The 14353-nt window shown below is 62.1% G+C and carries 11 protein-coding genes; 7 read left to right on the plus strand and 4 right to left on the minus strand.

Annotation, left to right across the window (positions count from 1 at the left end; genetic code table 11):
- The first annotated feature begins 7 nt into the window (after positions 1 to 7).
- On the plus strand, positions 8 to 679 hold the full coding sequence (locus ACESMZ_RS00410; protein ID WP_372956129.1) for a 50S ribosomal protein L11 methyltransferase: 672 nt from the start codon (positions 8 to 10) through the stop codon (positions 677 to 679).
- A 553-nt stretch (positions 680 to 1232) separates the two neighbouring features.
- On the opposite strand, the gene ACESMZ_RS00415 is transcribed toward ACESMZ_RS00410, so the two are convergent.
- A complete protein-coding gene (locus ACESMZ_RS00415) occupies positions 1233 to 1625 on the minus strand; it encodes a VanZ family protein (RefSeq protein ID WP_372956130.1) in 393 nt (130 codons plus the stop codon).
- Between the two features lie 79 nt (positions 1626 to 1704).
- Between ACESMZ_RS00415 and cysZ the strand changes: the two genes are divergently transcribed.
- The 4 genes from cysZ (at position 1705) to crcB (ending at position 8406) form a co-directional block, all read left to right on the plus strand.
- On the plus strand, positions 1705 to 2463 hold the full coding sequence (gene cysZ, locus ACESMZ_RS00420) for a sulfate transporter CysZ (RefSeq protein WP_372972063.1): 759 nt from the start codon (positions 1705 to 1707) through the stop codon (positions 2461 to 2463).
- Between the two features lie 33 nt (positions 2464 to 2496).
- Positions 2497 to 5346, plus strand: coding sequence for an RNA polymerase-associated protein RapA (rapA, locus tag ACESMZ_RS00425; protein ID WP_372956132.1), 2850 nt, complete (start codon positions 2497 to 2499; stop codon positions 5344 to 5346).
- Between the two features lie 232 nt (positions 5347 to 5578).
- The gene (locus ACESMZ_RS00430) at positions 5579 to 8026 is read left to right on the plus strand and encodes an acyl-CoA dehydrogenase (RefSeq protein ID WP_372956133.1); all 2448 of its coding nucleotides are present in this window, start codon (positions 5579 to 5581) and stop codon (positions 8024 to 8026) included.
- On the plus strand, positions 8023 to 8406 hold the full coding sequence (gene crcB / locus ACESMZ_RS00435; RefSeq protein WP_372956134.1) for a fluoride efflux transporter CrcB: 384 nt from the start codon (positions 8023 to 8025) through the stop codon (positions 8404 to 8406). Before ACESMZ_RS00430 ends, crcB begins: the two co-directional genes overlap by 4 nt.
- A gap of 145 nt (positions 8407 to 8551) precedes the next feature.
- On the opposite strand, the gene ACESMZ_RS00440 is transcribed toward crcB, so the two are convergent.
- Positions 8552 to 8758, minus strand: coding sequence for a cold-shock protein (locus ACESMZ_RS00440; protein WP_091853271.1), 207 nt, complete (start codon positions 8756 to 8758; stop codon positions 8552 to 8554).
- Positions 8759 to 9048: 290 nt separating this feature from the next.
- Positions 9049 to 9849 (minus strand): dienelactone hydrolase family protein, encoded by an 801-nt coding sequence (locus tag ACESMZ_RS00445; RefSeq protein WP_372956135.1) that lies wholly within the window; start codon positions 9847 to 9849, stop codon positions 9049 to 9051.
- Between the two features lie 198 nt (positions 9850 to 10047).
- On the opposite strand from ACESMZ_RS00445, the gene ald reads away from it, so the two are divergent.
- A complete protein-coding gene (gene ald, locus ACESMZ_RS00450; protein ID WP_372956136.1) occupies positions 10048 to 11178 on the plus strand; it encodes an alanine dehydrogenase in 1131 nt (376 codons plus the stop codon).
- 55 nt (positions 11179 to 11233) lie between these two features.
- On the opposite strand, the gene ACESMZ_RS00455 is transcribed toward ald, so the two are convergent.
- Positions 11234 to 12229, minus strand: a complete 996-nt coding sequence (locus tag ACESMZ_RS00455; protein WP_372956137.1) for an LLM class flavin-dependent oxidoreductase — start codon at positions 12227 to 12229, stop codon at positions 11234 to 11236.
- A gap of 89 nt (positions 12230 to 12318) precedes the next feature.
- Between ACESMZ_RS00455 and ACESMZ_RS00460 the strand changes: the two genes are divergently transcribed.
- Entirely contained in the window at positions 12319 to 14250 is a 1932-nt protein-coding gene (locus tag ACESMZ_RS00460; protein WP_372956138.1) for a putative bifunctional diguanylate cyclase/phosphodiesterase, read from the plus strand.
- Positions 14251 to 14353: the final 103 nt, after the last annotated feature.

Genomic DNA, 14353 nt, shown 5'->3' on the forward strand with positions numbered 1-14353 from the left:
ACCTGACATGACTGCCAACTCTGCTATCCCTGAAACCCTTGCCCGGGCGATTCGCCGGACCCTGCCCCGGGGCCGGCTGGCGATTTCGTGCCCGGCGGGCTGCCCGACATTGCCCCTGTACCTGTTCGATCCGCAGGTTCTGGAAGGCCCCCTGAGTCACGATGAAGCCCAGGCAGTGGTGGCGGAACCGGCGTACTGGTCGTTTTGCTGGGCGAGTGGCCAGGTGCTGGCCCAGTGGATTCTGGACCACCCGGAGCAGGTCCGGGGGCGTCGGGTGCTGGATTTCGGTTCCGGATCAGGGGTTGTTGCCGTGGCCGCTGCCAGCGTGGGTGCTGCCGAGGCCATCGCCTGCGATCTGGATCCGGACGCCCTGGCGGCCGCCGAGGCCAATGCGATTCTTAACGGGGTCCGGGTGACGCTCTGTGATGACTGGCACCGGCGCCCTGGGGAGATCGACCTGATTACCGCAGCGGATGTGCTGTATGACCGGGATAATCGTCCGTTCCTGCGTATGTTCCGGGAAGCGGCAAAAGGCGTGCTGCTGGCGGATTCCCGGGTGAAGGACCTGGCGGAGCCGGGGTACGAGGTGCTGGAAATGGTGCCTGCGACCACCTGGCCGGATCTGAACGAGTTCGAGGAATTCAACCGGGTGCGCTTATACCGAGCAGGTTGCTGGTAAGCCTGGCGGCGAACTGCTTCTGTGGGGGCGGAAAAAGAAAAGGGCAACCCATCTGGGTTGCCCTCGTCGGAACAGGTCGTGGCTTCCATGCTCTTTCGCAACGATCCGGTTGCAAGTCTTTCCCTGGCCAAATCCATGGCGCCGGCTTCCGAGCCAGCGATCCGTGTTGGGTTTTCCCTTAAGCCTGCTATCCGTTGAATCCTTGCTTCCCCTCAAGATCCTTTTGAGGAACATCCAGTGAGTCTTCCTCTTCCTTGTCATCCTTGACGGTTCCCACTATACCAACGTGAAGTTTTACCACGTATGACGAAACCATGATGCTTCTTTCACAAAACCGTGTCAGGAATATTATGGGCTGCAAAAACAGCAAGTTGTATTTTTATTGATTGGTAATTGCAGGTTCGCCCACCCAAATCCCCGGCGCTTTCCTACGTCAATGTAGGAAATATCTCACATACTTCCGGGTCAATATCGCAAAACCGGTTCCTGTCATGGCATCAATTCTTTCCGCCTCGCCAGGTGTCCCCGGCCATTCCGGGGCCGGTAATGCCTTTCAGGGCCGGCTTGCCAACCGGGCACCGGTGATTTTCAGTAGCAGGGCAAGCACGGCATAGCCGATGAGTATGCCCGCTACGTCGGCCATCACATCCAGCACGGCAAAGTCCCGCCAGGGTGTGATCGCCTGCCCCAGCTCCAGCGCTATGCCGTAGCCGGCAAGCACCACCAGGGGGGCTATGTAACCGATGGCTGGCCAACCGAGGCGGGCCAGTATTGCCAGTTCCATAAAGGCCAGCAAGTGGTTGACCTTGTCGCTGGCGGCAGAGGGAATGGGGTAGGGCTCGCTGGTGAAGCCCAGCCAGGTGATGGCGATGAGGGACAGGCAGAAAAGGGCGCGCCAGAAGGGTTGCAACGCAAGCAGTTTGTGAAGGGGGTGTGGAAGTCGCATACCGGGTCCGGCTGTGGTGTTACTGGCATCATGATATGCTTTGCGCCCCTTCACTGCCATGTGTCATGAGGCTGCAAGCATGTTGCAAGGTAATTTTTTCCGGGGCCTGGGTTATCTGGGAGAGGGCTTCGGCCTGATACGGCAGCCGGGGCTGAGGTTGTTCGTCATTGTTCCGCTAATCCTCAACCTGTTGCTGTTCGTGGCCCTGGTGTGGCTGATGGCAGAGGGTTTTGCAGTAATGATTGCCACCGTCATGGCCTGGCTGCCGGACTGGGCCTGGTTGCAAGCCATCGACTGGCTGTTCTGGCTGCTGTACGGCATTGTCATATTGCTAATGTTTGCCTATGGCTTTGTGATCATGGCCAATCTGATCGGGTCCCCGTTCTACGGCTCTCTGTCGGAGCAGACCGAGAAGTACCTCACCGGCCAGACACTCAGTGAAGATGGTGGCTGGATTCAGATCCTCAAGGATATCCCCCGGGCCCTCGGCCGGGAAGTTCACAAGATTGTCTACTATGTGCCCCGGGCACTGCTGCTGTTCATTATCGGTCTGATACCGGTGGTCAACCTGGTGGCGGCCGTACTCTGGTTTGCCTTCAATGCCTGGATGATGTCCCTGCAGTATGTGGACTACCCGGCGGATAATCACCGGGTCAGCTTCGGTGCCCTGCGACATCGCCTGGCGGCCCGCCGGCTGAGTGCGCTGGGGTTCGGGCTTCCGGTGGCGCTGCTGGCCATGGTGCCGGTGGTGAACCTGTTTGTGGTACCCGCAGCGGTTTGCGGGGCCACCGCATTCTGGATACGCGAGCCTGATCCCACGGGCATCACTCGCACGTAACTGATTATCAAAATCTGAAGTTTGGGAGGATTCTTGGAAGCACCTGCTTTTGCTGTTGGCCAACGCTGGGTCAGCCATTCCGATGCATCGCTGGGAATGGGTATTGTTACCGATGTGGCCGGCCGCACGGTTACCCTCGGGTTTCCTGCGGCGGATGAAGAACGTACCTACGCCATCGACAGCGCGCCCCTGTCCCGCATCGCCTTCCAGATGGGAGAAGAGATTGAGACCTTTGACGGTCAGGTGCTGACCGTGCAGGCGGTGGAGGAGGTTGGCGGGGTTCTGGTCTACCACGCCATTGATGACAACGGCGACCTGCAGGAAATATCCGAAGTGCGGCTGGCCAGTCAGGTCAGTTTTTCCGCCCCCCACCAACGCCTGTTTGCCGGCCAGTTCGACCGGAATGGTGCGTTCCGGTTGCGCCTGGCCACCCTGGAGCACCAGGACCGGCTGTCCCGGTCGCCGGTGCAGGGGCTGCTTGGTGCCCGTACCCAGCACCTGCCCCATCAGCTCTACATTGCCCATGAGGTGGCCCGCCGCTTTGCACCCAGGGTATTGCTGGCAGATGAGGTGGGCCTGGGCAAGACCATCGAGGCTGGCCTGGTCCTGCATTACCAGTTGCATACCGGCCTGGCCCGGCGGGTACTGGTCGTGGTGCCGGATTCGCTGGTTCATCAGTGGCTGGTGGAAATGCTGCGTCGCTTCAATCTGCGCTTCTCCATCGTCGACCACTCCCGTTATGAAGCCCTGTCCGAACCGGACCCGGAACTGGAAGCCGATGTGGCACAGGCCAACCCCTTTGAAGAGAGCCAGCTGGTGCTGTGTTCGCTGGATTTTCTTACCAGTCATACCCTGGCCCAGCGCGACGCACTGGCGGCAGGCTGGGACCTGATGGTGGTGGACGAGGCCCACCACCTGGGCTGGCAGCCAGGCAATCCGAGCCGGGAATATTCCACGGTAGAGAGCCTGGCTGAAGAGACCCGCGGGCTGTTATTGCTGACGGCCACACCGGAGCAGGCCGGGGAGGAAAGCCACTTCGCCCGCTTGCGGCTACTGGACCCCGCCCGTTTCCACGACCTGGAAACCTTCCGCCGGCAGGAAGCGGATTACCAGCAGGTTAACCAGGTGGTGCGCGCCCTGCTGGGCTCCGGCGAGGTACCGGGACCCGACCGGCAGGCCGTATTGCGACATTGGCTGGGGGATGACCTGGACGCCCTGCTGGCGGCGGGCGATCCGGTAAGTGCCATTGTGGACGCCCTGCTGGATCGTCACGGGACCGGGCGGGTGCTGTTCCGCAATACTCGCGCTTCGGTGAAAGGATTTCCCCGGCGGCAGCTGCATACTTATCCGCTGCCATGTCCGGAGCTGTACCGGCAGGAGGGGGATGTTACCGGCGAGGCGGGACTGACCCCGGAAGTCCGCTTCACGGACGAACGCTGGCTGGCAGAAGATCCGCGCGTGGCCTGGCTGGAGCAGACCCTGAAGGGCCTGAAACGGGAGAAGGTGGTGGTGATCTGCGCCCACGCAGAGACCGCCATGGCCCTTGAAGAGTACCTCCAGTTACGGGCGGGCATTCGCAGTGCGGCCTTCCACGAACACCTGAGCCTGATCGAGCGGGACCGGGCGGCCGCCTATTTCGCCGAGGATGATCAGGGTGCCCAGGCCCTCATCTGTTCCGAGATTGGCAGTGAAGGCCGGAACTTCCAGTTTGCCCGGCACCTGGTGCTGCTGGACCTGCCCGCGAACCCGGACTTGCTCGAGCAGCGTATCGGACGCCTGGACCGGATCGGCCAGGGCGACGTTATCGATATCCATGTGCCCTACCTGACGGGCACCAGTGGCGAGTTGCAGTGCCAGTGGTTCCATGAGGGGCTCAACGCCTTCGAACAGAGTTGCGCAATAGGCGTACCGGTATTCGAGGCCGTCAGGGAACAGTGGCAAACCGTGTTGTCCGATGATGCCGGTGAGCTACCGGCGCTGATAAGGCGCACCGCCGAACTGGCTGGTGAGCTGCGTGAGCGCCTGGAGCAGGGACGGGATGCCCTGATCGAGCTGAACTCCTGCCGCAGGGACCGGGCGGATGCCCTGATCGAGGCCATTGAGGAGGAAGAGGCGGATGCCCGCCTGCAGGACTACGTGCATACCGCCTGCGACATATTCGGCGTTGATGTGGAAGAGCACTCGGCTGACGCGGAAATTCTCAAGCCCAGCGACCAGCGTCATTCCGGTCAGCTTGAGCTGGTGCCCGACGATGGCGTGACGGTCACCTACACCCGGGAAAAGGCCCTGCACCGGGAGGACATGGCCTTTATGAGCTGGGAGCATCCCCTGGTGACCGGAGTGATGGACTCGGTGCTGGGTTCCGGGCTGGGCAAGGCGGCACTGGCCACCATGTCGGTAAAAGGACTGCAGCCCGGCACGGTCATGCTGGAGGCCGTCTTCGTGGTGCACTGCCCGGCACCGGAGCGCCTTCAGCTGTCCCGTTACCTGCCGCTGTCCCCGGTGCGGGTGCTGGTGGATGTTAACGGCCGTGACCTGTCTGCGGTGCTGCCCCACGACCGGCTCAACGGTCTGTGCTCCAATATCCCGCGGCGTACGGCGCAATCCGTTGTGCCGCGGGTACGGGCCGAAGTGGAGACCATGGTAGACCACGCACGGGGGCTGGCAGAGCCGAAGTTCGAGCCGGGCCGCGACGCCGCCCTCAGCCGGGTACGGGACCTGCTTCAGCCGGAGATTCAGCGGCTGGAAGCGCTGCGCCGCCATAATCCGGCCATCCGGGAGGAAGAAATCACCTTCTTCCGGGAGCAGCTGGAGGCGGCGGAAACGGCTATCGCCCGCGCTGAGCTGGCCCTGGAGGGCATTCGGGTAGTGGTTACCGCCTGATGGGGCTGGCCAGCTTCCATCCGTTCCGGTAATTTGGTCGTAAGATCAGGCAGGTCCGGGGCTTTTCGGACAGTTCCGCGGGCCCCGGCGGCGTGTTCAGTTTGGACGCACCCAAAGTCATTCAAATAAGCAAGCAAGGACGGCCGAGCAGGTCTCACACTCAATTTGAACCATGGAACCGCGGTGCCCCGGGTACGTCGGTTCCTGTTCCGGAGGACGAAAGAGAGCGCCTATGATGACCCTCATACTGTTTGTACTGGCCCTGGCAGCACTGCTGACCGTGATGCGCCGTGAAGCCGGCGCCAAGCCTGCCATTATCGTGATGGTGGTGTTCGGCCTGCTGTCATGGATCCTTGCCTCGGGCTGGCTCACCCTGCTGCTGTTCGCCGGCGCCATCGCTACCGCAGCCGCCGGCCTGCCACAGTTCCGCCGCAGCTGGCTGACGCCGCGGGCGTTCGCCATGTTCAAAAAGGTGGCCCCCAGGGTATCGGATACCGAGCAGGTGGCCCTGGATGCCGGTACCGTAGGCTGGGACGGCGAGATCTTTACCGGCCGGCCGGACTGGCACAACCTGCTGATCAATCGCAACACCGGCCTCACGGAGGAGGAGCAGGCCTTTGTGGACAACCAATGTGTGAAGGCCGTGTCCATGTGCAACGCCTGGGACGTTGCTGTGGAGCGCGCCGACCTGCCGCCGGAACTGTGGGAATTCATCAAGAAGGAAAAGTTCCTGGGAATGATTATCCCGAAGGAATACGGCGGGCTCGGTTTTTCCGCCAAGGCGCAGTCTGCGGTATTGCAGAAGCTGGCCGCCAACGAGGTGCTGATGGTATCCGTGGGCGTGCCCAATTCCCTGGGCCCCGGTGAGCTGCTGGTCAAATATGGTACCGAAGAGCAGAAAGACCACTACCTGCCGCGCCTTGCGGATGGCCGGGAAATTCCCTGTTTCGGTCTGACCGGCCCCAGGGCGGGCTCTGATGCTACATCCCTGCCGGATACCGGTATCGTCTGCAAGGGCGAATACAACGGCAAGGAAGTGCTGGGCCTGAAGCTCAACTTCGAGAAACGCTGGATCACCCTTGCCCCCATTGCAACCGTGGTGGGGCTCGCCTTCCGCATGTTCGACCCGGACGGCCTGTTGGGTGAGGAGAAAGACCTGGGCATCACCTGTGCGCTGATTCCCCGGAACACCGATGGCATGGAAATTGGCCGTCGGCACTGGCCCATCGGCAGCCCGTTCATGAACGGGCCTATTGTGGGCAAGGACGTATTCATTCCCCTGGACTTCATCATCGGCGGTCCGGAAATGGCCGGCGAAGGCTGGCGGATGCTGGTGGAGTGTCTTTCCGTGGGACGCTGCATAACGCTGCCTTCCGGCGCCGCCGGATCCGCCGCCACGGCGGTGGGCGTGGCCGGAGGTTTTACCCGGGTACGCCGCCAGTTCAATACCCCGGTGGCGGATATGGAGGGCGTCCAGGAAGCCCTGGCGCGTATCGCCGGGCAATGTTACATCGCCCAGTCCTCGGTACTGCAGACGGCCAATATGGTGGATAACGGCGAGAAGCCGGCAGTACCGTCTGCGATCCTGAAATATCAGCTCACCGAGATGCAACGGGCGGTACTCATCGACGCCATGGATGTTCACGGCGGCAAGACGGTAACGCTGGGCCCGCGTAACTACCTGGGCATTGGCTTCTCGGGCTCTGCGGTGTCCATCACCGTTGAGGGCGCCAATATCATGACCCGCAGCCTGATGATCTTCGGGCAGGGTGCCATCCGCTGCCATCCATACGTACTCAGGGAACTGGCCGCCAAGGACAAGGACGATGAAAGGGCGTTCGACGAGGCCTTCTTCAGCCACGCCGGCCTGATCTTCGGTAATGCGGCCCGGGCCTTTACCCAAGCCCTGGGACTGGGCAAGGCAGAAGTGCCTTTCGACAGCACTGCCCGTCGTTACGCCCAGGGCGTGGCCAGGTTCAGTGCGGCCTTCGGCCTGTGCTCTGACGCTGCCATGACCACGCTGGGTTCGCAGCTCAAGATGCGGGAGCTGATCTCGGCCCGCCTGGGCGATATGCTGGCCAACCTCTACATGGCGTCCATGGTGCTCAAGCACTGGCATGAGACCCAGCCGGTGGAGGGCGAGGCGGACCTGTTGGAGTACAGCATGAGCCTGTTGCTGCATCGCACCGAAAACGCCCTGGACGAACTGCTGCAGAACCTGCCAAACCGGGCAGTCGCGGTGGCTCTTCGTATGGTCACCATGCCTCTGGGGCGTCGCTGGGACAAGCCCCACGACGATCTGACCCGTCGGGTGGCCCGGGCGATTTCCACCGATACCCCGGTACGGGCCAAGTTGCTGGCGCCGGTCTGGTACACGGAAAGCGACGACAAGGAAAACCCCGTGGCACGCTACAATGCCCTGCTCAAAGACTACGAGCGGGCCGAAGCGATCTACCGCAAGGCTGGCAAGGCCGCAGCGAAAGGGGAGCTGCCGGCGGAAGTGCTGCACCCCGAGGCGCAGTTCGAGGCAGCTTACGAGGCCGGCATTCTCAGCGAGGAGGAAATCACCTTCATGCGTGAGTACGAGAAGGATGTGCTGGATATGCTCACGGTGGATGACTTCCCGTTCGATGCCCTGGCCATGGACAAGTCCACGCTGATTGACCACAACCCCGCATGACCGGCTGGGCCTTCCTGGCAGTGAGCGTTGGCGCCGTGATCGGCGCCAACCTTCGCTGGGGCCTGAGTCTCTGGCTCAACGGCCCCGGCCATGGTCTGCAGGGAGGCACCCTGCTGGCCAACCTCATTGGTGCCGGGCTCGCCGGCTTCTTCATCAGCTGGTTCAGTCACAGCTCCTTGTTACCGGAATGGCGATTACTGGTGATTACCGGGCTGTGCGGGGCGCTTACCACCTTCTCAACCTTTTCCCTGGAACTGATGGGCGCCCTGCAGGCGGGCAAGTGGCTGGTGGTGCTGGCCAGCGTCGCCGTCCATGTACTGGGTTCCCTGGCGATGGTGGCGGTTGGCATGTGGCTGTTCGGGCTCTGGCGGCCAGTCTGAGAGCACGACAGGAGAAGGCCTGAAACGGCAGGCATACCGGCATCCCTGGAATGGCAGGCACAAAAAAGGCAGCCCGGAGGCTGCCTTTTTCTTGTTCAGGAGCGTCGTACCCGAAGGTCAGGCGCCACCTGCGCTGAAGCCTGATTTACAGAGCTACAACGTTCTCCGCCTGAGGACCTTTCTGGCCCTGGGTGACGGTGAACTCGACCTGCTGGCCTTCGGCCAGGGTCTTGAAGCCGCTGCCCTGAATGGCACTGTAGTGAACGAAAACGTCCGGGCCGGACTCACGGGTGATGAAGCCAAAGCCTTTCGCTTCGTTGAAGAACTTAACAGTACCGGTAACAGTAGACATACTCGAAATTCCTGTATTCAAAACACTTTCTAGATTGCCCTTTCAACAGCCCCGGAACCCGGTTGCCGCAAAGGACCTTTGGGAGGAAACACAGAACTGCGGATTCAAAAACAGGACGGATGCACTACTGCAGGAGAGAGATACGTCTTGGTTAATGAAATGCTTTACTGATCTTTCCTGATATCCGACTGTACTCCTGCTTTTTGCGGAATACCAGTCCCCCGGATACAAAAACTCACGTAGTTGTACTTATGGGGCGGGCCCGCCAAAGGGTACCGCCCCGACATCCGTTATTGGCTGAAAATATCCTGGTAGAACCGCATGGTGCCTTCCCAGGAACGCTCCGCCGCATCCTGATCATAGCCAATGGGCATGCCGTGCTCGTCGGCAACCGCATCCGCCCCCGGGTTCATGAAGGAGTGCTTCACACCCGGAAAGCTGGAGACCGAGAAATCCGCCCCGGCATTCTGCATGCTGGTCACGAAGTCGGCTACCTGGTCTGCAGGCACCATCTGGTCGGCACCCCCGGTGTACACCTGGATACGGGCCTTGATATCGCCGGGTTCGGGCTCGATGGGACTGCCCAGGGCGCCGTGGTAGCTGACCACGCCATCCAGGTCCATGCCAAGGCGAGCCATGTTGAGCACCACGGCGCCGCCGAAGCAGTAACCCTGGGCAGCAATGCGGCTGCCGTCGACCGTGTCATGCTGGCGCAGTTCGTCCAGGGCGGCAGTAAAGCGGGCCTGGAGGGCTTGCAGGTCACCGGTGGCCTCTTTCATAAAGGCCTGGGCCTCATCGGGATGGTCGGTCACCTTGCCTTCCCCGTACATATCCAGGGCAAAAGCGGTATAGCCGGCAGCGGCCAGCTTCTCGGCCTGGTCACGGGCGAATTCGTTGTGGCCCCACCACTCGTGGACCACCAGCACGCCTGGACGCTTGCCTTGGTAGGCATCGTTCCAGGCCATATAGCCGGTGAAGGTTTTACCGTCGACGGTGTAATTGACGGTTTCGGTCTGCAGTTCGGCCTGGGCGGCGCCGGCGCCAATGGAAAGCACGATGCCGGCGGCCAGTGGGGTCAGTCTTGAAGTCATGGGTCAGTCCTTTAGTGTTGGTGACTCGGTTTGTCGGGAGAACGGCTCCAATTCCCGGGGCCGGTGTAACTTCAGATGATAGAACACTTCTGTTTTACGTGGCGAACAATGAAGCGGATGGGTTGCTGTCGGCGGGCCAGTCCTGAGTTCGGCGGGCTGCTAGACTTGAGCTGAAAGGGTTTTCTGGAGAGGGCAGGCATGAAAATAGGCGTACCGAAGGAAATCAAGAATCACGAGTACCGGGTCGGTATGACTCCCGCGGCTGTCGCAGAGCTGACCCGCCCGGGTCATCAGGTGATGGTTCAGAGTGGCGCCGGGGAAGCCATCGGTTTCACTGACGAGGACTACCGAAGGGCCGGAGCTACGCTGGAGGACGACCCGCAAAAGCTGTTCCGGAGCGCCGATCTGATCGTCAAGGTCAAGGAGCCCCAGGCGGAAGAGCGCCAGTGGCTCCGTCAGGGGCAGACGCTGTTCACCTACCTGCACCTGGCGCCGGACAAGGCCCAGACCCGGGATCTGATCGCCTCCGGCGCTACCTGCATCGCCTACGAAACCGTCACCGACGACCTCGGCCAGTTACCCTTGCTGGCGCCCATGTCCGAGGTGGCCGGTCGCATGGCGGTGCAGGCCGGTGCTCATTGCCTGGAGCGGGCGATGGGCGGTCGCGGTGTACTGCTCGGCGGTGTGCCGGGGGTCAGTCCGGCAAAGGTTACCATCATAGGGGCAGGCATGGTTGGCCAGAATGCCCTGGCGATGGCTGTTGGTCTGGGCGCGGATGTGACCGTGCTGGATGTCAGCGTGAACGTGCTGCGGGAGCTGGATCACCGTTATGGAAACCGGATTCGCACGGTGTTTTCCGGCGCCGAGCAGCTGCATCAATGTGTTACCGAAGCCGATCTGGTCATCGGAGCGGTGCTGATTCCCGGCGCCTCGGCGCCCAAACTGGTCACCCGGGACATGCTCAGGCAAATGCCCGACGGCAGTGTGCTGGTGGATGTGGCTATTGATCAGGGCGGGTGTGCGGAGACGTCCAGGCCCACCACCCACGACGATCCGGTATTTATCGAGGAAGGTGTCGTGCATTATTGCGTGGCCAACATGCCCGGCGCCGTAGCGCGTACCTCCACCCTGGCACTGAATAACGCTACCCTGCCGTTTATCCGTCAGCTGGCCGAACACGGAGCGGTGGCCGCCATGGGGAGAAACCCGCACCTGCTGGCGGGCCTGAACGTTCATGGGGGGCATCTGACGTACCGGGAAGTGGCCGAGGCGCACGGGCTGGACTACATCGATCCACGAACCCTGCCCGGACTCGGCGGGAGCGGGTAACCCCACCGGACCTGCCGGTCGTGGAAAGACCGGACGCCGGCCGGGTCAACCGGAGTCAGAGGCTGTCCCGCACCCGGGCCAGGATATCCAGGGCGTGACGGCGTTTGGCGGGGTCGTAGAGATCCACGGTGAACATCAGTTCGTCCACCTCGACGGTCGCCAGAATCTGCTGTAGCCGGTCCCCGATGGCTTCTTCGTCACCCAGTACCTGCAGACCCAGGAAATCTTTCACTCCGGCCTCTTCGGCGGGGCTCCAGAGGCCGTCCATGGATTCCACCGGTGGCTTCATCCACAGGGGCTGACCGCGGAACAGCGACAGGATGCGCTGGTAACTGGTGGTACTCAGGTGCCGGGCTTCATCTACGGTGTCGGCAGGCACCGCCGGCAGGCAGAGCATCGCATGAGGGGCTTCCAGCTGCGCCGAGGGCCGGAAATGGTCCCGGTAGACCTTCAGCGCTTCACGGTAGAGCCGGGGGGCAAAGTGGCCGGCGAAGGCGTAGGGCAGGCCCCGCAGGGCTGCCAGCTGGGCGCTGTAAAGCGACGAACCCAGCAGCCAGATGGGCACGTTGGTGCCGGCGCCTGGAATGGCCTTGACCTGCTGGCCGGGCTCCAGCGGCCCCAGCAATTGCTGCAGCCGCTGCACATCATCCGGGAACTGCTCTGCACCAATGCCGTCCCGACGCAGGGCACGGCTGGTAATGGGGTCGGTCCCCGGCGCCCGTCCCAGGCCCAGGTCGATGCGGCCAGGGTAGAGGCATTCCAGGGTGCCGAACTGTTCGGCTATCACCAGCGGCGGATGGTTGGGCAACATGACGCCACCGGAACCTACCCGGATGCGATCGGTATTGCCGGCTATATGACCCACCAGCACCGACGTTGCAGAGCTGGTGATGCCCTCCATGTTATGGTGCTCCGCCAGCCAGAAGCGCTGGAAGCCCAGGCTTTCGGCATGGCGGGCATAGGCTACACTGTTGGCTAGTGTCTGCGCGACGGAGTCACCTTCCCGGACGGACGCTAGTTCCAGCAGAGAGAACGGTATCGTGGACGACATGAATACTCCGGCGTTGGTTTGAAAGATAGCAGGCAGCTTACCACGCAGGCGCCCGGGTTTTTCGAATCTGAAGTAACAGGGGACAATCTGTGCCATTACCCGAGATCAGGACATCGCCATTCAGGATCGCCCTGATCTATCTTGTGGTGGGTTGCCTGTGGATCCTGTTCTCGGATCAGCTGGTGGCCTGGCTCTTCGCCGGTGCCGGCCACGACATGCAGTTGCAGGCACAGACTTTCAAGGGTTGGGCGTTTGTCGGGGTCAGCGCGGTACTGATTGGATTGCTGGTACGGCAGTCCCTGCGACGGCTGGACCAGGCTTCCAGTTTCATGACCCTGCAGAGTTCCATGATCGAGCATGCCCATACCGGCATCATGGCGGCGGATGCCGGTCGCAAGGTGATATACGCCAATCCGGCCATTGAACGGATGACCGGTGCTTCCCTGGACCGGGTCATTGGTCGTGATCTTGCCGAATTCCGCTCCGGTGCTCATGAGTCGGTTTTCTATGATGAACTCTGGCGCAAGGTGGACCAGGACGGTATGTGGCAGGGGGAGGTCATAGCCCGCCGCCGTGACGGTTCCCTGTTCACCCAGTGGGTAACGGTTACCCGGGTTGAAGACCGGCAGGGCGCGCTGGCCTATTACGTGCTGTTCGCCACCGATATCACCGAGGAAAAGGCTGACAAGGAGCGGCTCCGTTACCTGGCGTTCTATGATCCCCTGACCGATCTACCCAACCGGGCGCTGATGTCGGAACACCTGCGCAATGCCCTTCGCCAGACGCCGGAAGACGGCCACGCCCGGGTGGCCGTGCTGTTTGTGGATCTGGATGATTTTCAGACCATCAACGAGTCCTACGGCCACCAGCTGGGTGACCGGCTGCTGCAGAAGGCCAGCCAGCGCATACTGGAGTGCCTCGGGGAGGGGCAGGAACTGGGGCGATTCGGTGGCGATGAGTTCGTAGTGCTGGTGCCGGGGGTAACCGATCAGCAGGAGGTGGAGCAGCTGGCCACCCGTTTGCTGGATGCCCTGGGCGCGGGCTTTACCCTGGACCATACAGCCCGGGTCATGGTTCGGGCCAGCATCGGTATCTGCCTGGCAGCTGGCAACCGGATCAGCGGCAGTGAAGAGGTGTCCAGCCTGTTCAGCCAGGCGGACTCCGCGCTGTCGGAAGCCAAGCTGGCGGGCAAGAACACCTTTGCTTTCTACAGCGCCGACATGACGCGGCTCGCCCGGCGCCGGCTGGAGCTGGAAGAGGCGCTGACCACCGGACTGGCCCGGAAACAGTTCGAACTGTTCTACCAGCCGGTCTGGGATGTGGCCACCGAACAGCTGAACGGGGCGGAGGCGTTGATTCGCTGGCGCCATCCGGAATGGGGGCTGGTCTCGCCGGCGGAGTTCATTCCGCTGGCGGAGGAGACCGGGCTGATCACCGAACTCGGCGGCTGGGTAGTGGAAGAGGCGGCGCGGCAGGTCCGGCAGTGGCACGACCAGGGCCTGGAGCCAGGCGTGGTGGCCATCAATGTGTCTTCGCGGCAGCTCAAGCGGGGGCACTTCCCCGGGTTCCTCCGGCAGGTGGTCAACGACGCCGGGGTGCCCGCACAATGCCTGGAAGTGGAGCTTACCGAAAGCAGTCTGCTGGCCCTGGGTGACCGTACCACCGACCTGCTCGACGAAATTCGTGCCACCGGCGCGCGACTCGCCATTGATGACTTCGGTACCGGTTATTCCTCCCTGAGCTATCTGCGCCGCTTCAGGGTGGACAAGCTCAAGATTGATCGCAGCTTTGTCAGTGAACTGTCTTCCGACGGGGGTGGCCAGGGCATCGTAAAGGCGATCATTGCCATGGGGCAGGCCATGGAGCTGGAGGTACAGGCCGAGGGTGTGGAGTTGCGCAGCCAGCTGGAGATCCTGGCCAGGCTTGGCTGTGACAGTTTTCAGGGGTATCTGAAAGCGGCCCCCATGCCTGCCACGGAGTTTGCAGAGTTGCTGACCTCGGCTTCACGGGACCGTGGCTGATCTTCAACAGGATGGATTCTTGATCTGGAGCATAGCGGCCCCGGCCCTCGCCGGTTGCAATAGGCGCTGACCAAGATGGTTATTCCGAACAGGGAACCAGACT

This window comes from Marinobacter sp. (assembly GCF_041690615.1).
GTDB lineage: Bacteria > Pseudomonadota > Gammaproteobacteria > Pseudomonadales > Oleiphilaceae > Marinobacter.

Bases quoted from the DNA above. Each gene is read 5' to 3' on its own strand.
- ACESMZ_RS00430 (WP_372956133.1), top strand. From the start codon at position 5,579: ATGATGACCCTCATACTGTTTGTACTGGCCCTGGCAGCACTGCTGACC.
- ald (WP_372956136.1), top strand. From the start codon at position 10,048: ATGAAAATAGGCGTACCGAAGGAAATCAAGAATCACGAGTACCGGGTC.
- ACESMZ_RS00445 (WP_372956135.1), bottom strand. From the start codon at position 9,849: ATGACTTCAAGACTGACCCCACTGGCCGCCGGCATCGTGCTTTCCATT.
- ACESMZ_RS00440 (WP_091853271.1), bottom strand. From the start codon at position 8,758: ATGTCTACTGTTACCGGTACTGTTAAGTTCTTCAACGAAGCGAAAGGC.
- ACESMZ_RS00410 (WP_372956129.1), top strand. From the start codon at position 8: ATGACTGCCAACTCTGCTATCCCTGAAACCCTTGCCCGGGCGATTCGC.
- crcB (WP_372956134.1), top strand. From the start codon at position 8,023: ATGACCGGCTGGGCCTTCCTGGCAGTGAGCGTTGGCGCCGTGATCGGC.
- cysZ (WP_372972063.1), top strand. From the start codon at position 1,705: ATGTTGCAAGGTAATTTTTTCCGGGGCCTGGGTTATCTGGGAGAGGGC.
- ACESMZ_RS00415 (WP_372956130.1), bottom strand. From the start codon at position 1,625: ATGCGACTTCCACACCCCCTTCACAAACTGCTTGCGTTGCAACCCTTC.
- ACESMZ_RS00455 (WP_372956137.1), bottom strand. From the start codon at position 12,229: ATGTCGTCCACGATACCGTTCTCTCTGCTGGAACTAGCGTCCGTCCGG.